The 19,226-nt window shown below is 48.6% G+C and carries 20 protein-coding genes; all 20 read right to left on the bottom strand.

Going from position 1 to position 19,226, the window contains the following annotated elements:
* Positions 1–339 precede the first annotated feature (339 nt).
* Positions 340–1,860 carry a lysine--tRNA ligase gene (lysS, locus tag FB479_RS29710; protein WP_012683951.1) on the bottom strand — a complete coding sequence of 507 codons (1,521 nt, stop codon included), beginning with the start codon at positions 1,858–1,860 and terminating at the stop codon, positions 340–342.
* Between the two features lie 102 nt (positions 1,861–1,962).
* Complete coding sequence (gene greA, locus FB479_RS29705; protein WP_047074771.1) at positions 1,963–2,439, bottom strand: transcription elongation factor GreA; 477 nt, start codon at positions 2,437–2,439, stop codon at positions 1,963–1,965.
* 217 nt (positions 2,440–2,656) lie between these two features.
* On the bottom strand, positions 2,657–3,685 hold the full coding sequence (gene dusB, locus FB479_RS29700) for a tRNA dihydrouridine synthase DusB (protein ID WP_106656089.1): 1,029 nt from the start codon (positions 3,683–3,685) through the stop codon (positions 2,657–2,659).
* A 70-nt stretch (positions 3,686–3,755) separates the two neighbouring features.
* A complete protein-coding gene (locus tag FB479_RS29695; protein WP_047074774.1) occupies positions 3,756–3,965 on the bottom strand; it encodes a helix-turn-helix domain-containing protein in 210 nt (69 codons plus the stop codon).
* Positions 3,917–4,447: a 2-amino-4-hydroxy-6-hydroxymethyldihydropteridine diphosphokinase gene (gene folK / locus FB479_RS29690; protein WP_106656090.1), complete on the bottom strand. Its 531-nt coding sequence runs from the start codon at positions 4,445–4,447 to the stop codon at positions 3,917–3,919. The genes FB479_RS29695 and folK overlap by 49 nt, the downstream gene beginning before the upstream one ends.
* The gene (gene folB, locus FB479_RS29685; protein ID WP_064203224.1) at positions 4,444–4,815 is read right to left on the bottom strand and encodes a dihydroneopterin aldolase; all 372 of its coding nucleotides are present in this window, start codon (positions 4,813–4,815) and stop codon (positions 4,444–4,446) included. The genes folK and folB overlap by 4 nt, the downstream gene beginning before the upstream one ends.
* A 2-nt stretch (positions 4,816–4,817) precedes the next feature.
* On the bottom strand, positions 4,818–6,005 hold the full coding sequence (gene folP / locus FB479_RS29680; RefSeq protein ID WP_185746449.1) for a dihydropteroate synthase: 1,188 nt from the start codon (positions 6,003–6,005) through the stop codon (positions 4,818–4,820).
* A 52-nt stretch (positions 6,006–6,057) separates the two neighbouring features.
* Positions 6,058–6,903 (bottom strand): aminodeoxychorismate lyase, encoded by an 846-nt coding sequence (gene pabC, locus FB479_RS29675; RefSeq protein WP_106656091.1) that lies wholly within the window; start codon positions 6,901–6,903, stop codon positions 6,058–6,060.
* A 33-nt stretch (positions 6,904–6,936) separates the two neighbouring features.
* The gene (tatC, locus tag FB479_RS29670) at positions 6,937–7,671 is read right to left on the bottom strand and encodes a twin-arginine translocase subunit TatC (protein ID WP_106656092.1); all 735 of its coding nucleotides are present in this window, start codon (positions 7,669–7,671) and stop codon (positions 6,937–6,939) included.
* A 69-nt stretch (positions 7,672–7,740) separates the two neighbouring features.
* Positions 7,741–7,941, bottom strand: a complete 201-nt coding sequence (gene tatA, locus FB479_RS29665) for a twin-arginine translocase TatA/TatE family subunit (RefSeq protein ID WP_017247013.1) — start codon at positions 7,939–7,941, stop codon at positions 7,741–7,743.
* 20 nt (positions 7,942–7,961) lie between these two features.
* Positions 7,962–9,605 carry a PhoX family protein gene (locus FB479_RS29660; protein ID WP_142067616.1) on the bottom strand — a complete coding sequence of 548 codons (1,644 nt, stop codon included), beginning with the start codon at positions 9,603–9,605 and terminating at the stop codon, positions 7,962–7,964.
* Positions 9,606–9,741: 136 nt separating this feature from the next.
* Positions 9,742–10,326 carry an aminodeoxychorismate/anthranilate synthase component II gene (gene pabA / locus FB479_RS29655; protein ID WP_056493388.1) on the bottom strand — a complete coding sequence of 195 codons (585 nt, stop codon included), beginning with the start codon at positions 10,324–10,326 and terminating at the stop codon, positions 9,742–9,744.
* Between the two features lie 17 nt (positions 10,327–10,343).
* The gene (locus FB479_RS29650; RefSeq protein WP_142067615.1) at positions 10,344–11,837 is read right to left on the bottom strand and encodes an anthranilate synthase component I family protein; all 1,494 of its coding nucleotides are present in this window, start codon (positions 11,835–11,837) and stop codon (positions 10,344–10,346) included.
* A 120-nt stretch (positions 11,838–11,957) separates the two neighbouring features.
* A complete protein-coding gene (gene cysK / locus FB479_RS29645) occupies positions 11,958–12,890 on the bottom strand; it encodes a cysteine synthase A (protein WP_106656095.1) in 933 nt (310 codons plus the stop codon).
* An 82-nt stretch (positions 12,891–12,972) separates the two neighbouring features.
* Positions 12,973–13,875 (bottom strand): peptidyl-prolyl cis-trans isomerase, encoded by a 903-nt coding sequence (locus FB479_RS29640; protein WP_142067614.1) that lies wholly within the window; start codon positions 13,873–13,875, stop codon positions 12,973–12,975.
* Positions 13,876–13,903: 28 nt separating this feature from the next.
* A complete protein-coding gene (hslO, locus tag FB479_RS29635; RefSeq protein ID WP_106656097.1) occupies positions 13,904–14,776 on the bottom strand; it encodes an Hsp33 family molecular chaperone HslO in 873 nt (290 codons plus the stop codon).
* A gap of 191 nt (positions 14,777–14,967) precedes the next feature.
* Complete coding sequence (locus tag FB479_RS29630; protein WP_088910250.1) at positions 14,968–15,912, bottom strand: sigma-70 family RNA polymerase sigma factor; 945 nt, start codon at positions 15,910–15,912, stop codon at positions 14,968–14,970.
* A gap of 251 nt (positions 15,913–16,163) precedes the next feature.
* Positions 16,164–17,123: an ABC transporter ATP-binding protein gene (locus FB479_RS29625; protein ID WP_007725224.1), complete on the bottom strand. Its 960-nt coding sequence runs from the start codon at positions 17,121–17,123 to the stop codon at positions 16,164–16,166.
* Between the two features lie 25 nt (positions 17,124–17,148).
* Positions 17,149–18,066 carry a C40 family peptidase gene (locus tag FB479_RS29620; RefSeq protein ID WP_106656099.1) on the bottom strand — a complete coding sequence of 306 codons (918 nt, stop codon included), beginning with the start codon at positions 18,064–18,066 and terminating at the stop codon, positions 17,149–17,151.
* Between the two features lies 1 nt (position 18,067).
* The gene (locus tag FB479_RS29615; RefSeq protein ID WP_142067613.1) at positions 18,068–19,162 is read right to left on the bottom strand and encodes a dipeptide epimerase; all 1,095 of its coding nucleotides are present in this window, start codon (positions 19,160–19,162) and stop codon (positions 18,068–18,070) included.
* Positions 19,163–19,226: the final 64 nt, after the last annotated feature.

Below are 19,226 nucleotides of genomic sequence, written 5' to 3'. Positions count from 1 at the left end.
TCCAATAAAGTTTGTTACTGGTTCAAAGCTGGCAAATCATTTAATGATAGACTCATTAACGCTTTCGCTGTTCAGTTTTCAAAGAGCATTTTCACAACAACCATTTCATCTTATCAGGTTGTCCAGGTCGTGTCAACAAGTTTTTTTAACGTGTTTTTCAGCGACCTCATTAATCTATCACATAACTTGAAGGAAAAGCAAGAACTATTTTCACATCCATTTTTGTAATCGATTAAGTAAAAAAGAAGAACAGGTATTAATATATCACTTAACCTTTTTAAGTGCAAGTAAAAAAATAAAACCACCTGAGTTTTTCTCAGATGGTTTTATTCTACAAGACTAGTCGCGGTTACGCATATGAGGGAACAGCAGTACGTCGCGAATAGAAGGAGAGTTGGTCAACAGCATTACCAGACGGTCAATTCCGATTCCTAATCCTCCAGTTGGCGGCATACCGTACTCAAGCGCTTCAATGAAATCATCGTCCATATCATGCGCTTCGTCGTTACCAGCTTCTTTTTCCAAGAGCTGTGCTTCAAAGCGTTCACGCTGGTCAATTGGATCATTGAGCTCTGTAAATGCATTAGCATGCTCACGAGCTACGATAAACAACTCAAAACGATCCGTGAATCGCGGATCCTGGTCATTTTTCTTCGCCAATGGCGAAATCGCCACAGGATGACCGTAAACAAAGGTTGGCTGAATCAGCGTATGCTCCAGCTTTTGCTCAAAGAATTCATTCACTACATGTCCGAACGTATGGTGAGGCTCAACGGATACGCCATGCTCTTTTGCCAAAGCACGCGCTTCATCGTCGCTCATTTCCTTCCAGAAATCGACTCCGAGATTTTCCTTAATCAAATCTACCATGTGTACACGACGCCATTTTGGTGTCAGGTCAATCTCGTTGCCTTGGTACTGAATTTTCATGGTGCCCAATACTTCCTGTGCGATATGAGCAACCATTTCTTCTGTCAGGCTCATGATATCCTGGTAGTCGGCATACGCTTCGTACAGTTCAATCATCGTGAACTCAGGGTTGTGACGAGTAGAGATCCCTTCGTTACGGTATACGCGACCGATCTCATACACCTTTTCCAGGCCACCGACAATCAGGCGTTTCAAGTGCAGCTCAATTGCAATACGCATATACAGCTGCATATCCAATGCATTGTGGTGCGTGATAAATGGACGAGCAGATGCACCACCGGCAATCGCGTGGAGTGTAGGTGTTTCTACTTCCAAATAGCCAAGGTTGTCCAAATAACGACGCATCGAAGTCAGAATACGGCTACGCGTAATGAACGTATCGCGAACTTCTGGGTTTACAATCAAATCCACGTAACGCTTACGGTAACGGGTCTCGATATCTTTGAGTCCATGGTATTTCTCAGGCAGTGGACGCAGTGATTTGGTCAGGTAGGATAGTTCCTTTGCTTTTACACTGAGCTCGCCGGTTTTTGTTTTGAAAACAACACCAGTTACACCGATCATGTCACCGATATCAGCCAAATCAAATACTTTGCTCAGCTCTTCGCCAACAGTATCCTGACGGACGTAGATTTGAATCTGACCGGAACGATCCAGCAGCTGAGCAAAACTCGCCTTACCCATTCCACGTTTCGCCATCAAGCGGCCTGCAATCGTAACCACGTTCTCTTCCGCTTCCAGCTCTTCCTTGCTCTTTTCGCTAAAAGCTTTCGTTATATCTGCAGCGTGATGCGTTTGCTCGAATTTTTTACCGAACGGATCAAAGCCCCACTCACGCAATTGATTCATTTTGTCGTGACGCACTTGAAGAAGCTCGTGGAGTCCTTCCTGCTGCTGTTCTTCTTGCTGTAGGTCTTGCTCGTTTGCCATTTTACTCACTCCTCTAGAAAATGCCTGCATTAACAATTTTGTACAGACTTTTATAATAGCGATACGGCGTACCTCGCAAAAGGTACGCCATAGATCGACTGCTTACAGGTTAATATCAAGAATCTCGTACTGAATGACTCCTGCCGGTACGTTAACGTCAACAATCGCGCCTTTTGCTTTGCCGAGGAGCGCTTGACCTACCGGGGACTCGTTGGAAATCTTGTTGTTCATCGGATCGGATTCAGCAGAACCTACAATCGTGTAATCGACAACATCACCGAACTCGAGGTCTTTCAGCTTCACGCGGGAACCTACGCTTACGACACCTGTATCTACATCTTCATTTGTGATGATGCGGGCATTGCGCAGCATTTTTTCCAGCGTCAGAATGCGGCCTTCGATGAACGCTTGCTCATTCTTTGCCTCTTCGTATTCAGAGTTCTCACTGATATCTCCAAAGCTAATCGCTTCTTTAATACGAGCAGCTACTTCCTTACGTTTAACCGTTTTCAAATCTTCAAGCTCTTGTTCCAGCTTCGTTAAACCTTCTGGTGTAAGGATGACTTCTTTTTCAGACATGGTTCAATTCCCCCGTTTTAAAAAATGATTCCATTTATACTGGGTAAAGTACAAAGGATTATATGTAGATGTTCTATACAATATACAGCAGAATGCAATCGTCTTTGAGGTTCAAAGGTAAAGCTGCCAGTGTGGACTGGCAGCTCGGCTCCCAATATTACGGAGTATTATAGGATATGAAGGAACCCTTGTCAATGTCTGGAATGAACCACCAAATTTAGTAGCTGACAGCCTCGTCACGTGCTGTTTCCAGCGGTTCTTCGCTGTCATCTGCGTAGTTTTCGATCCAGTCGACATAGTTCATGAGGACGCTGCGAAGCTCCTCTTCTGTCTCAACCGCATTCACGAGATTTTTCGTGTGCGTCGAGCCCTTCAAGCCTTTCAAGTAATACGCCGCGTGCTTGCGCATCTCAAGGACTCCCACTCTCGGACCCTTCAGCGCGATTAAACGCTCTGCATGCAATAAACAAATATTCATCTTTTCACGTGCGGTTGGCTCCGGACCAAGCTCTCCCGTCGTCAGGTATTGAATGGTGCGATACAGCATCCACGGATTGCCGAGCGCAGCACGTCCAATCATAACACCATCGCAACCCGTTGTATCCAGCATGCGTCTCGCATCCTCAGGAGTAGCCACATCCCCGTTTCCAATCACCGGAATCGAAACGGTTTCCTTCACACGACGGATCCAGTCCCAGTCCGCTTGCCCTTTGTACATTTGTACGCGGGTGCGTCCATGAACAGCAACAGCTTTGCCGCCTGCACGTTCTACTGCCTTGGCGTTATCCAGTACATACAGATGATCTTCGTCCCAGCCCAATCTCATTTTCACGGTAACAGGCTTGTCGACGGCATCGACCACAGCAGATACGACCTCGTAGATTTTGTCTGGATCGAGCAACAGACGCGCCCCTGCATCACAGCTCGTAATTTTCGGCACAGGACAGCCCATGTTGATATCAATGATATCCGCGTTCGTATGCTGGTCTACATATTTCGCCGCACTCACCAAGGTTTCCTTGTCTCCGCCAAAAATCTGCAAACTTAGTGGTTTTTCGCGTTCGTCTACAAATAGCATATCCATCGTTTTCTTGTTTCCGTGCACGATGCCCTTGTCGCTTACCATCTCGGCGCAAACCAATCCAGTACCGAACTCCTTGGCAATCAGACGAAAAGCAGGATTACAGACACCTGCCATTGGAGCGAGAACTACGTTGTTCTTTAATTCAATATTGCCGATTTTCATCTATTTTCGCCTCCTTATTCCCGCTTAGTCGGGGTCTTGGAGAGGACAATCCTATCCAAACTTCATTACATCACTTATTTATAGCACATAATTCATCGTAGTCTACCTGTAAAGTGCTGGCGATCTTACGTAATACAGGCTCTGTTGGCGTACGAGTTCCTCTCTCTAGTGATCCAACAAACGACAGTGACACTCCCATCTTTTCCGAAAGGGACTGTTGCGTATACCCTTTTAGCTTTCGGAAGGACCGGATTCGATTTCCCAGTTGATTGCTCCCCACTCACGTACCCCCTTGTGATCTTCTACCAATAAGGAAAGATAATGATCAATGGTCTGGTTATGCTCAGGTAAAACGCCGCCTTCCCAAACGTCTCGAAGCGGCACGAGTACAAAAGCACGCTCGCTCAGCCCGGGATGAGGAATCATGAGATTGTCTTGCGAAACACGAGATGTCCCGTACAACAGTAAGTCAATATCAATCGTGCGCGGTCCCCATCGAACCGTTCGCACACGACCCAGCTCTCGCTCGACTGACAACGCCGTCTCTAGCAGTTGATCGGGGGTCTGTTCTGTTTCCACAGCGATCGCCATATTCAGAAAGGCGTCTTGTTCGACGTAACCAAATGGATCGGTCTCATAAACAGAGGAGACACGAAGCACGCGAATTCCAGGTTGCTCGTTCAATCTCTGTATCGCCCGGCGCAAGTTCTGAGCCCGATCCCCGAGATTGGAGCCTAGCGCCAAATACGCACAAACTGTCATGAAGCAAAATCCTCTCTTCTACGGATCATCTCAATCGCAACCGACTCGTAATGCCCATTGATCGGCGGATTCGGCTTGGTCACTTTTGCTTTGACTTCATGCAAAGGGAATTGCTCCAGTAGACGTTCTGCTATCACAGCAGTCAGTTTTTCTACCAGATGAAATCGTTCACCCTCGACAATTTTTTGCACACAAGTAAAGATATCGGCGTAATTGACTGTATCGTGAAGATCGTCACTTGCTCCGGCTTTGGATAAATCGAGTGATAGCTCCAGATCGACATAAAACCGTTGGCCCAGTTCAGCCTCTGCTCCAAACACACCGTGATATCCGTAAAAAGACATGCCATTGAAGTAGATTTTATCCAAGGTTACATGCCCCCTTTTAGCATCGCGTCCATCATCTTCGTAACGCGCTTCATTTCTTTGACATCATGCACCCGTACCATATGGCAGCCTTTTGCCGCCCCGAGGGCAACTGTCGCTGCCGTACCTTCGACACGTTCATCTACGGGCAGATCGAGAACATGACCAATCATCCGCTTGCGTGAAGTGGCAAGCAGAACGGGATAGCCCAGCCCTACCAGATCATCCAGCCTGCGCATCGTTTCGAGATTTTGCTCGACAGTCCTTACAAACCCGATCCCCGGATCAAGGATGATTCGCTCCTGTTTTACCCCTGCCTGCAAGGCGATCTGTACTGACTCACGCAGGTCTTTGATATAGTTTGGGAAAAAGTCGTGATAGTCCGTGTCCTCGCGATTGTGCATCAGGATTATGGGCACATCGAGACGAGCAGCTACCTCTGCCATCCGCGGGTCACGCTTCGCTCCCCATACATCATTGATGATATGGGCCCCTTCCAAAATGGCCCGTTCTGCAACCGCCGCTTTGTATGTGTCAATGGACAACGGAACGGACAATTCCCGCGAAAGCATCCGAATGACTGGTAGCACTCTGTCCAGCTCCGTCGCCTCATCGACTGCTTCCGACCCCGGACGTGTCGATTCTCCCCCGATATCAATCAGGTCAGCTCCGGCCTCAACCATCGCACGCGCTTGTGCCAGTGCTGCCTCCACATCGACATAGCGACCGCCATCCGAGAACGAATCAGGTGTCACATTTAAAATACCCATGACTAACGTTCGCTCTCCCAGTGGCAGGACATACTGGCCACAGTTCAGTTCACGACGTGCACGAAGCTTGGCAGGCATAGCTAAAACTTCCCGTACCTCTGCCGCCAACGCTCGCAGTTCTTCTGTTTGGGTTTTCATATAATCCAACGCCAAATCCATCTGCTTGTGTGAAGCCAACAGCAGCACGTATTTTTTGTCGGCAGTACCCGGTTGGTCTGAAAGAATGGCTTCCGCATCGAAAGAGTGCATAATCTCTCTCACACTCTCTGCTACAGCCACACTCATGTTTTCCGTGTGAATCTTCAGGCTCGTTCCCGCTTCCGCCATGCGTTCCGCTTCTGGAACAGGAACCTCCCTTTTGACAAGCTCCGATACCGTCTCAGCGAAGGTCGCAGCATGGATTCGAAATGAATTGTATTTCATGATCAAACTCCCTTTTTCCGTCTTCGCACATTGAATAGTAGCATACCATAATTTACTCGCTAGCCGCTACAGACTGACGGTAGGCGCGGTGCAGTTCGCGCGAATATGTACCATATGGCGAAGGGACACAATGCCCGTCAATTTCGGTAATCGGAACGATCTCTTGCACGGAATTTGTCGTAAAGACTTCATCGGCGTTGAGCAGATCTTCCAAGCGATATCGACCTTCTTCGACAGGCATCGATAATTGCTGTGCCAAAGTCAAAACATGTCGCCGCGTCACACCATCAAGAATGCCCGTATCAATAGAAGGGGTAAACAACTTGCCGTTCTTGACCCAGAACACATTGCTCACAATTCCTTCCGCCACGAAGCCATCATGCGTCAAAAACAGACCTTCCACATCGAGACGGGCGCCGAGCTCTTGGCGTGCAAGAGCATTGTTTAAGTAATTATGCGATTTAAAACGCTGCTGGCCTTCTGCTGTCTGTCTAGCCAACGCCAATGTCTGCAATCGCTTTGGCGGAGGAGGTACTGCCAAAGGTGCTACGGGTTTGGCAAATACGAATAAGGACGGACGCTCGTACCCCCCTGCTACCAAGCCTACTCCTTCTGCGCCAGCCGTAATACTCAAGCGGACGTAAGCATCACGCAACTCGTTGGCATCTATGGTCATCAAAATGGCGCAAGCCAGCTCTTCCTTTGTCCAAGCAGGTTGAATCTGCAACGCAAAAAGCCCGGAACAAAGCCGGGCGTAATGAGCATCCCATAGAAATAGCTTGCGGTCGTATACACGTAACGTTTCAAACAAACCAATACCGTACAAAAACCCGTGGTCCAATACCGATACTGTAGCCTCGTGAGCCGGACAAATCGTCCCATTTACATAAACGTGCATCTTCGCTCTCTCCCGATAATATATTCGAGAGCATCATATCATATTTTCCGGGGAAAGCGCTGTCTCCTGCGTACGTTTGCCGTGTACGAAACGCGAGATAGTAATGGAGATTTCATATAAAACGATCAGTGGCACAATTACCATAATATCGGAAAGAAAATCAGGCGGCGTAATGGTAATCGAGATAATCGCGAGCACCAAATAGGCGGGTTTGCGCATTTTAGCCAAACGATGCGGGTTGAGAATCCCCAAATGGCTCAAAAACAAAACGACAACCGGCAGTTCAAAAAGCAACCCAAACGGCAGGCACAGATTAAGCATAAAGGTGAAGTAATCGTTCGCTGTAATGACCAGTTCAAAATTCCCGTTGGATAGCCCCAACACAAATTTGTACATCATCGGAAAGAGCACAAAGTAGGCGAAGGAAAGCCCGAAAATAAACAGCAAGAATAGAGCCGGGATATACATAAGCGCCACTTTTCGCTCTCTTTCTTCCAATGCGGGCACCACAAAGCGCCAAACTTGGTAAGCGGCAACCGGGATTGTAATCGCGAGCGCACCGACTGCGGCCAGCTTTACATAGATCGACAGGATATCTCCCGGCCCAAGAATCGCCAGCTTTTCCCCTGAATGATTCGCTAACGCCAAATAAATATGATCCACAAACAAAAAGCAGATAACCATACTGACAACAAGAACGGACAGCACAATCAAAATCCTGCGGCGCAGGTCTGTAACATGCTCAAGTATAGGCATCTCTTTGCTCACTCGAACTCCTCCTCATGCGCGGAAAAAGGCAGTGCGTCTCGTGTACGCACCGCCTTCTCTCAGGCTGGATTAGTTGATTCGTTTCAACGCTTCTTCTGGAGCCTTTTCTTTTTCATCATCGTCTTTGGTCAAATCTTTTGCTGCGGTTTTAAATTCGGTTAAGGTTCGTCCAAAAGCACGACCGATCTCTGGCAGTTTACTCGGTCCGAAAATCACCAAAGCAATAATCAGGATCAGAATTAATCCAGGAATACCGATGCTCGACAGCATAATCTGTTACACTCCTTATCCTAGAAACCTGTAATAGCAATCACGCTCGGCATGGCTACTGCATTTCCGCCTTTAGGCCAGTGGCTGGTCGGCTTGTCATACGACTTCAGGTTTTCACCTGGATGCTGCACCGCCAGGAACAGTGTTTTTTCATCAGGGGTGAACCAAGGACCTGTCATTTCAGCGCCTACTGGTGCAGAGGCGAATTGTGCGGCTTCTCCCTTGCTGTTACCCGTTGTTGGAATGAAGAACACCCCATTGTTTCCAAAGGATTTATAAATGCCGCTGTTCATCGACGAAGACGAGATGTCTGTCACGACCCACAGGTTACCCGCGCTGTCGAAAGCCATGTTGTCTGGCGCCGCAAAACCGCTTTGTGGTCCGCCTGCTGCAAAAATCTCAAACGTAAACTCCAAGCCTGCATGGTTGTTGTCATTCTCGAACAGGCGAACGATTTGTCCGTAGAAGTTGCCATGCTTGTCGTTGTTGGTCAAGGCAATGAAGACGGAACCATCAATCGGATGAACTTCCAGGTCTTCTGGGCGATCCATCGGGGTAGCCCCTACTGCTTTGGATGCATCACGGCAGTTGAGAAGCACGTCAGCCTGAGAAGCAAACATCGGTTTGCCATCTGCATCGACTGCTTTTTGCAGTGCTTCATTTGTTGCGAAATCCAATGCAATCCACTTGCCCTTACCGAAGTTGGCAACGTACAGTGTACCCTCTTCCAGCAGCTTGGAATTGTTTTTCCCTGCCTTCGGATCGTACTTGCCTTTGGATACATACTTGTACACGTATTGGTCTTTCGCATCATCGCCCATGTAGACGACCAGTTGTCCAGTCGGAGCCAGAACCATTGCCGTGTTTTCGTGGGAGAATCTGCCCAGCGCTGTATGCTTTTTCGGAGTCGACTTCGGATCAAATGGATCTACCTCAACAACCCAACCATAATGCTTGGCTTCAGGCAGCTTGCAATCACCGACGACGTCCATGTAGTTTTCCTCGCAGGAAAGAATTGTATTCCACATCGTGACACCGCCAGAACAGTTCGCAAATGTTCCGGTTACTTCTTTGGCAATAGAAGCTGCTGGGCCAGTCAGTACATGCTTGGTCAGCCCGCTTACCCTACGGCCATATTCGGAATCGGAAACAAGCTTCCAGCTGCCATTTTCTTTTTTGATTTCAATAATGGAACCGCCCAGTGCATACAAGTACTTCTTGATTTGCTCAGGGGTACGTTTGTTGTCATCTGCATCTGCATTCAAGTAGTCATAGCCATTCACGTAATATTCCAACTCACCTAAATATTCGTGATTCACCCACAAGAGGCCATGATCGGACTTGCCTTCGATTGGAAGGAAACAGGTGAAGTCATTGTTGAACCCGAAGGTATCTCCTGCTGCATTGATTTTATCGCCATAGGAAGCCACTACATCGTATTTGAAGCCGTCCGGCAGTACAACGTCGTCTTTTGTAGTCGGATGAATTTCTTTGAATTTCGGATTGAAGTTATGTTTTTTTGTATCGAGACCAAACAGATGATCAGCCGTTTTTCCTGATAGGGTACCGCCAGCTGCCAGGGCAGGAATTCCTGTTGCTACCGAAGCCAACGCCGCTGTCCCTACACCGAGATAAGTCAAAAACTGTCGACGATTTACATCCATTTACTATCTCTCCTTTTTTGCCTTCTTCGGTTTCATTGTACAAGCCGTATATCGAGGAACCATGAATGTTATATAAAGAGTATGTAAATAAAAAACCGCCCTCGTAAAAAGGCGGTTTTCCTGTCGTATCTATGTGTTAACCTGTCGTATGGCGCGCGTATGCGGTAAGGAAGTTCTTCAGCAATTGCTTGCCGTGCTCGGTAATAATCGATTCAGGGTGGAACTGGACCCCTTCGATTGGGTACTCCCGATGGCGCACAGCCATAATTTCGCCTTCGGCTGTCCGGGCGGTTACTTCCAGCTCACTCGGAATGGACGCTTCCTCAATAATCAAGGAATGGTAGCGTGCCGCCGTAAAGGGAGAAGGAATGTCTTGAAAGATAGTTTTGCCATCATGGAAAACTTCCGACGTTTTTCCGTGCATCAGGCGCTCAGCCCGAATGACTTTTCCACCAAACACTTGCCCAATGGACTGATGACCCAAGCAAACACCCAAAATCGGAATTTTTCCGGCAAAATGGCGGATCGCATCCATGCTGATCCCCGCTTCATTTGGCGTGCACGGTCCTGGAGACACCATTAAGTAATCCGGTGCCAATCGTTCGATTTCTTCCAGTGTAATTTTGTCATTGCGATACACTTGCAGCTCTTCCCCAAGCTCTCCCACATACTGCACCAAATTGTAGGTAAAGGAATCGTAGTTATCAATCATCAAAATCATCGTACACTCATCTCCTCTCAACTCATCGTTCTCTGCTCGCTCAACTCAAGCGCTTTCCACAACGCTTCTGCCTTTTTCAATGACTCGGCATACTCAGCCTCTGGAACCGAGTCAATCACGATACCCGCTCCAGCCTGCACATGAGCTACGCCATCCTTGATCACCATGGTGCGGATGGCAATGTTGACCTCGATATCACCATTGAAGCCAAACCAGCCGATTGATCCCGTGTAGACGCCTCGCTTGACTGGCTCCAGCTCCTCGATGATTTCCATCGTGCGAACTTTTGGCGCTCCGGTGATGGTACCTCCCGGAAAAGTCGCTTCGATCGCATCAAGCGCATCCTTGCCTGCTGCCAGCTCTCCTTTAACGTGAGAGACGATATGCATGACGTGGGAATATTTCTCCACGACCATGAATTCGCTAACCTCCACACTACCAAAGCGACAGACACGGCCCATGTCATTGCGCTCCAAATCAACCAGCATGACATGCTCTGCGCGTTCCTTTTCATTATCAATCAGCTCACGTGCCAATGCATCGTCTTGCTCGTCCGTTAATCCACGCGGTCGTGTACCGGCAATCGGACGCGTATGCACTTCCTTGCCTTTTACTTTTACTAGTAGCTCTGGCGAGGCACTAACCAATTGAAATTCAGGGAAGCTCAGATAGCCCATATAAGGAGACGGATTCAGCTTGCGAAGCACATCGTATACTTCTGGGGCAGTCACCTGCACCGGCTTGCTTTGCCGTACCGACAGATTGACCTGAAAAACATCCCCTTGGGCGATGTACTCCTGCACCCGGCGAACGGCATCCTCAAATTGGTCTTTGGCAAAGGATACTGACGCTGGCACTAGCTTGGCAAGCGGTCTTTTGCGCAAAGCTTCCCAGTCTGCCTCATCGCGATCCATTGCCAATGAAGCAATCGAGTCCATGCGTTTTTCCAGCTGAAGTGCTGCTTGTCGATAGCTCTCTTCGGTCAAATTGTCCGCGCTCAAATGCGTCAGGCAAATGATCTCTCGGGTCTCATGATCAAAGACAAGAAGGTCTTGCATTATCATAACATACAGGTCTGGCAACTGTAAGTCGTCAGTCGCGATCTGTGGCAAGCTAGGCTCAAAAAAGCGGTTCATCTCATAGCTAATATAGCCTACGGCGCCTCCAGCAAAATCTGGCATACTTGGAAGCGCAGGCGTACGGTAACGAGACATCAGCTCTCGTAAAGCATTCAATGGGTTGTGAGTCTCTATGCTCTCGATTTTCCCTTCTGGGTACGAAACGATAGTTTCTCCTCGCTGACTGCGCAGCGTAGCGATAGGCTCATATGCCAAAAAGGTATACCGCCCAGCTCGTCCACTTTCCAACAGGACAGCATTTTGCAGAGAAGGCTGTAGTTTTGTGAGCACCTGCCACGGATCAATCGTCGAAGACCACGGTTTACGCAGGGCAAGGGGAACTAACGGATAAGATAAGGCGTACGCCTGGCAATCAGCAAAGGTAGGGAACATTCTTCCTCTTCACGCTCCGGTTTTCACTATTTATCCGTTCATTATATAGTTGCCTGACACAAAAAGAAAAGACCACGTCGCCAACATAGCGCTCCGTGGTCATGCGGTATTTTTTTACAATTAATCTTCGAACTGATACAGAGGCGTGGACAAATAACGCTCCCCATTCGAAGGAATGACAACGATCACTTTTTTGCCTTTGCCGAGCTTCGCTGCTACTTGCAGGGCCGCATGGATCGCTGCTCCAGAAGAAATCCCGCCGAGAATCCCTTCCTGACGAGCAACACGACGCGCGGTTTCAAAAGCGTCCTCGTTTTCTACCTTAATGATTTCGTCGTAAATTTGTGTATCGAGAATTTCTGGAACAAACCCAGCCCCGATACCTTGGATCTTATGTGGTCCTGGTTTGCCGCCAGACAAAACTGGCGAAGCCGCAGGCTCAACAGCCACGATTTGTACATTCGGATAGTGTTCACGAAGAACCTGCCCTACACCCGTAATCGTTCCGCCTGTACCAATACCGGAGATAAACGCATCTACGCCGCCGATTTCCTTTGCTTGGTCCAGCAGCTCACGAGCAGTTGTCTCACGGTGAATGGCCGGGTTTGCCAGGTTTTTAAATTGTTGCGGAATGAAATACGAGCTATCTTCTTTCGCCAGCTCTTCCGCTTTGCGAATCGCTCCGCCCATCCCTTCGCTGCCTGGTGTGAGAACCAGCTCCGCACCATACGCACGCAACAGATTGCGTCGCTCAATACTCATCGTCTCTGGCATGACAAGAATAGCACGATATCCTTTTGCAGCAGCAACCATCGCGAGTCCAATACCGGTATTTCCGCTCGTAGGTTCAATGATGGTATCACCCGGTTTCAGACTTCCATCTGCCTCTGCTGCCTCAATCATCGACAACGCAATTCGGTCTTTTACACTGCTGCCCGGGTTGAAGAACTCCAGCTTCAAATAAATGTCTGCAATATCTTCGCTGACAACACGATTCAGCTTCACAAGCGGAGTAAATCCAATCAAATCGGTAATGGAATTAGCCACGCGCATATGTTCTGCCCCTCCTATTTTTAATAACCGAGTAAAACGCTAGGATTTATTGACATAATTATATCAACGGTAGCCTATTTGGTCAATGAGGCATTTGCCCAGAAATCTGGACCCCTACCGATTTTCGCAATCGCTCCAGCACGACATCCAGCGACTCGACCTGGGCAAATGCGATTTCTCGGCGCAGCTCATCTTTTACCTCTTCAAACGTCCGTTGACTGGCTTCCCTGCGCTCTGTCAGTTGGTAAATGACGTATTGATCTTCTATTTTGATCGCTTCGCTATATTTGTTTTTCTCCAGCTTTTCTACAATGGGCTTCGCCTCGTCAGGCAATCGATTATCCTTGATGGAAACCCAGCCTACATCGCCGCCGTTTACCGCTGAATCCGCATCAATCGAGCGCTCTTTGGCAATCGTCTGAAAGTCGGCCCCGTTTTTTAAATCAGCCAACACTTGCTCCGCTTCTTTTTGCGAAGCCACCACGATTTGTCCTAAACGCATCTGCATCGGTCGGGTATAGCGGTCAGATCGGCTATTGTAGACGTTTAGCACTTCTTCATCCTTGATGGTCATGTCCTTCGTTGCCAGGGTTTGCAGCAGGATTTGGTAAGAAATCTCCTGCTTCAGGGCTTCCACGGTCGTACCCGCTTGTTTTAACAGCGCAGCCTCAAACTCGCTGTCTGTCCGACTGCCGTAACTGTCGCGAATCTGGGAAAGCTCTTGCTCCAGCTGCTTCGGATCAACCGTGATACCGGATCGCTTCGCCTCTTGAAAAACGACTTCCCGATTAATCATGTCGTTTAGTACTTGCTTACCGAACTTTTGTTTCAGCGCCGTTACATACTCATCGTTGCTAATCGTCTTATCCCCTACGATGGCGGCAGGCTGCAGCTTGCCTGATGCCTGGTACCATGCCCAGGTAACGGCAAGCAGCAACAATACAAGCGCCCCAATGAATGCCCACAACCCTTTTACGTTGGTCATGCCAACACTCCCCTACTTGACGCCGCGCTTACATGTCTTTCAGGATGTCTTCCAACGCGGATCTGTCATAATGGTAACGTTCATTACAGAAATGACAGTGTACTTCAGCTTCGCCCTGTTCCTCAATCAGACCTTCCATTTCTTCGCGTCCCATGCTGATCAGTGCCTGAACAACCTTATCCGCTGTACATTTGCAGCTAAATTGAATCTCCGTGCGGCTAAGGATTTTTGGCTCATCCAATACGCGGGCCAAAATCTCTTCAGGAGTCAAACCTTCGCCAATCATGCGAGAAACCTGTGGAAGCTGCCCCAAGCGTTCTTCAATGGCTGCTACAACCTCTTCTGGCGTATTCGGCAACAGCTGAAGAATGAATCCACCCGCAGCCAAAACAGAACGGTCCTCAGGATTAACCAGTACACCCACACCTACTGCTGAAGGCGTTTGCTCGGACATCACAAAATAATAAGTGAAGTCTTCCCCAATCTCACCAGAGACGATCGGCGCACTGCCTTGATACGGCTCCTTGAGACCGAGATCTTTCGTCACGTACACAAACCCGTCTGTTCCCACTGCACGCGCTACATCGAGCTTGCCTTTATCGTTTAGCTCAAAGTGGACGTGCGGGTTGGATACATAAGCGATTCCTTCACCATGTGCGTTTGCTTCCGCGATGATTTGCCCGATTGGTCCGCCTCCTTTTACTTTGACATAGAGGCTCTCGTTTCCTTTTAACATAGCCCCCATCATCAAGGTAATGGTCAGCGTACGTCCCGCTGCTGCTGTCGCTGTATTCCACATGTCGTGACGACGACGCATATCTTCGACAGATTCTGTCGTGCGTGCGGCAAATGCGCGAACATGCCCATTAAAACCAGTTGCTCTTATCATATAATCGCCCATGTAGCGATCCTCCTTTTCGAACTCCCTCTTTAAACATAGCGAAAAAATCATGAAGCTATCTTACCAGTTTACCACAAGGAGAAAAAGACTACGCTTCTCCGGCTGTGAGTCTGACACTTTGAGAATTCGACCATTTCTGACAGAAAAAAACCCCTCTGTGCGAAGAGGGGCCGTAATAACCAAATCCTATGTTAGGTTAAATAATCTTTTAATACGTGTGAAGCCTTTTGCGTTCGCAATCGGTCAATCGTCGTCGCTTCAATTTGGCGAATACGCTCACGGGTAAGACCAAACATTTTCCCCACTTCTTCCAGCGTATACACTTGATCATCATAGAGACCATAACGCATGGAGATAATTTCTTGAGCGCGGGGACTAAGCCGCTCCAACGCTGCGCGCATTTGCGAGCGAAGGTCTACCTTTTCAATCCAGTCATCCAGAGAGGACAACCCATCATCCATGATTTCTGCGTAGCTCAAGCTCTCATCCTCATGCCAAGCCTGCCATTTCTCACTATCCAGCTCAGCGTCGATGGATTCCATCTTCATCATTAAAGCCAGTTCGATGGCCTCCACCTTTTCTAATGGAATATCCAAGAGTACGGCAATCTCCTGCCGATCTGGCGTACGGTTCAAAGCATGGACGAGATGTAGTACTTGCTTCTGATACTGGCGAATCTGCTCATGCATGTGGACAGGAATGCGAATCAAAGTTGCTTTGTCGTTGATGGCACGGGTGATCGCTTGAGAGATCCACCAGTGCGAGTAATGATAGAGACGCACGCCACGTCCCACATCAAATTTGTCAATCGCGGTAAACAAACCTATCGTGCCCTCCTGAATCAAATCCAGGAACGGCATCCCTCTTTTCAAATGGCGCAAAGCGGTACTAACTACGTATCGTAAATAGGCGCGCACAATCGTTTCACGTGCTTCAAGATCGCCATCCCTTTGATAGCGAATCAGGCAAGCAAGCTCTTCTTCTTTGTCCAACATGGGTGTTGCAGCGACGCTTTCCAAAAACAGTAGAGCAGAAGTGTCCGATCGAAGCGATCTAGGGACAACAATCCCCAACTGTGTCTCCACTTCCCGCCAGCGACGGGGAGTTGAATGGAACGAGGAGGTACTCAGAGTCATATGCAACCCTCACTTCTCTGGAATGGAAGTTCACGATGAAGTAGGTGAGTCACGGAATGTTTTACTGTATCCGTATTTCGACAAAACCTGTTCAATTCCTGCCAGTTAACAGAATATTAACAGTTCTCCTCTCCGAATAGTTGATGAAAGCCTTTTCATAGGTTAGAGTTAAAAGTTTATGAAGAAAAAGCCATCCCCATTAACGAAGGATGGCAAAAAGACAATGTCGAATCTTCTGATAAAATCAAAGACTACTGATACAAGTGACAGGCGACGAAGTGGTTGGTGTCCACTTCCTGCCAGATGGGCTTCTTTTCGGCGCATACAGCTTTGGCTACCGGACAGCGCGTACGGAACACACAGCCGCTAGGTGGATTGATCGGGCTGGGAACGTCACCTTCGATAATAGTGCGCTCACGGCTTTTCTCCAAATCGGGGTCGGGGACAGGAATGGCCGACAACAACGCCTGCGTGTAAGGATGCTTCGGTGATTCGTAAAGGATTTCACTGGCAGTCATCTCGACCATATTGCCCAAGTACATGACGCCAATACGGTCACTGATGTGCTTGACCATCGCCAAATCATGCGCGATAAACAAATACGTCAGCTTTTGTTCCTGCTGCAATTTCTTCATTAAATTAACGACCTGTGCCTGAACCGAAACATCGAGTGCGGAAATCGGCTCATCGGCAATGATGAAGGTAGGATTGACGGCAAGCGCCCGCGCAATCCCTATCCGCTGTCGCTGACCACCACTGAACTCGTGCGGGAAACGGTTGGCATGCTCTTTTTGCAAACCAACCATCTCCAACAGCTCAATCACACGTTTCATTCGTTCCTTCCCTTTATATAGCCCATTAAGATGCAGGCCCTCCGAAATGATTTCCGCAATGTTCATTCGGGGGTTGAGAGAAGCATACGGGTCCTGAAAAATCATTTGCATATGGCGTGTCAGCTTGCTCCGCTCAGCAGATGATGCCTGATGGACGTTTTGCCCGTCAAAAATGACCTCACCTGTCGTCGGTTGATACAATCCAATGATTGTACGGCCTGTGGTCGATTTGCCGCAGCCAGATTCCCCTACCAGTCCAAACGTTTCCCCCTCGTAAATATCGAAGGAAACATTGTCCGCTGCCGTAAGTGAGAGCCCTTTACCCAACGTAAAGGTTTTTGTCAGGTTCTTTACCTGGACCAGCTTCTTTCGTTGCATCTGGCCACTCCTCCCCGTTATCCGTTTACCAGTATCGTCTGGAGACGCAATGTTCCTTTTCGAGCTTGTAGCCATCCAGCTTGACGATCTCGATGGCACTTCGCGAATCCGGAGAATGAATCATTTCACCATTCCCCATGTAAATGCCTACGTGATGAACTCTGCCTTTCCCTTCTTCATGGGCAAAAAACAGCAGATCGCCCGGAAGCAAAGCTTCTTTTTCCACGAGCTGTCCTGCTTTTGCCTGATCAGATGCATCACGCGGAATCTGGAGACCGACAGATCGGTGCATGTTGTACGCAAATCCCGAGCAATCATACCCGTAAGAGGACATGCCGCCCCATAAATAATGCAGGTTGAGGAATCGCTTACCTGCTTCTACGATTGCCTCTCCACGATTGCCGGACAGCTCAATGGGCTCGTTTGCTTTCACGATTTGTACATCTGCTTTTGGCAAAAGTCCTGTGCCGTTCGGTGTCGCTACCGTTACCCAGTCAGCGGTTTCCTCAATCAGCGGCAGTTTGGTCAAAAACGCAAGCTCGATGTCTGGCTTTTTGTCGGCTGTATGTAGACGGGTAAACGCCGCCGTGACCATCGCCAGCTTTTGGCCCTGCTGTACCTGAAAAGCATCTGACCACGGTGCTAGCTGGCGAGAAGGAACCCAGCCCGGATAGCCTGTTGTGTTTTTGTTCGTCGTCTGATCAGGAATCAGAATTTGTGACCATTCCCCTTGCTCCTCCACTACCTCTACGCGCGTACCGTACAGCGCTTGGGTTTGAATCGCGTTATTGTCGTAAAAACCAAGCTTCTCGTCAACAGTAAGGGAAGCGAGCCAGCTTCGTGCATCAACCGGGGAGTGGAGTGCCACTTGGTCAATATCACGCGGCGACTCCGGCTTGGTCCACACAGTGGCGACAGAGACAGAAACAATGGCAGATTTCATCTTAGTTCTCCCCCTCCCACAGGCTGACGGAACGAATACCGAGCCCAGACTCTTCTGGCATGCGCATCAAGCGACCTTCGTATGTTACGCCACCTTCTATGCCATCGTGCAAAAGCATCAACGGAGCATCGAAATCAAAGCGGGTGATGTTTTTCTTGCTGGCTGCAAAATGAGCTGCTGCTGATACAGCCAGACGCGATTCGATCATGCTGCCAACCATGCATGGGATACCGTGCTCTTCAGCTAATTGGTTGATCAATTGTGCTTTGTAAATGCCGCCAGCCTTCATCAGCTTGATATTAATCAGGTCCGCCGCACGGTTTTGCAAAACCTGCAAGGCCTGCGCTGGTGAAAACACACTCTCGTCAGCCATGATTGGCGTATCGACCGAGTCTGTTACCCGCTTCAAGCCTTCCAGATCATGCGCTTTTACAGGCTGCTCAATGAGTTCGATGCCAAGACCCATGTCTTCCATTTTGCGAATGGATTGCACCGCTTCTTTTACATTCCATCCCTGGTTGGCATCAAGACGAATCTTCACCTGATTGCCCACGGATTTGCGAATTTCCTGAATGCGCAAAATGTCATCCTCGATATTGTCCTTGCCGACCTTGATTTTCAGTACGTGAAAGCCTTGCTTTAGATAGGCAGCCGCATCCTCACCCATTTCTTTCGGGGAGTTCACGCTGACGGTATAGTCAGTCTCCAATTGGTCACGGTAGCCACCCAGGAATTGATACAACGGCATTCCTGCGCGCTGAGAAATGAGGTCGTACAATGCAATGTCTACCGCTGCCTTCGCACTCGTATTTCCTACCATGGATTGATGCAGGGTTTGGAAAACTCGTTCATAGGCAAGCAAATTCAAGCCGATGAGCTGAGGTCTCATTGTATTCATAATCGCCGACTCGATACTCTCGATGCTGTCTCCGGTAATGACGACAGTAGCTGAAGCTTCGCCCCACCCGACCATACCGTTGTCGCAGGTGATTTTCACCAGAATCGATTCCAGACTATGCACCGTACGCAAAGCCGTTTTAAAAGGCTTTTTCAATGGAACAGATATTCGTTTTACTTCGATGGCTTGAATAATCATGTTTTCCTCCATCTTCTCCAGCACTCGTGCTTTCTTTAGCTGTGTTTTTTCTAATAGACATACT

The sequence above is a fragment of the Brevibacillus sp. AG162 genome (genome assembly GCF_006715575.1).
In the GTDB taxonomy this organism is placed as follows: domain Bacteria; phylum Bacillota; class Bacilli; order Brevibacillales; family Brevibacillaceae; genus Brevibacillus; species Brevibacillus brevis.
The sequence above is the reverse complement of the archived record's forward strand: the minus strand, read 5'-3'. Positions and strand labels throughout refer to the sequence as shown.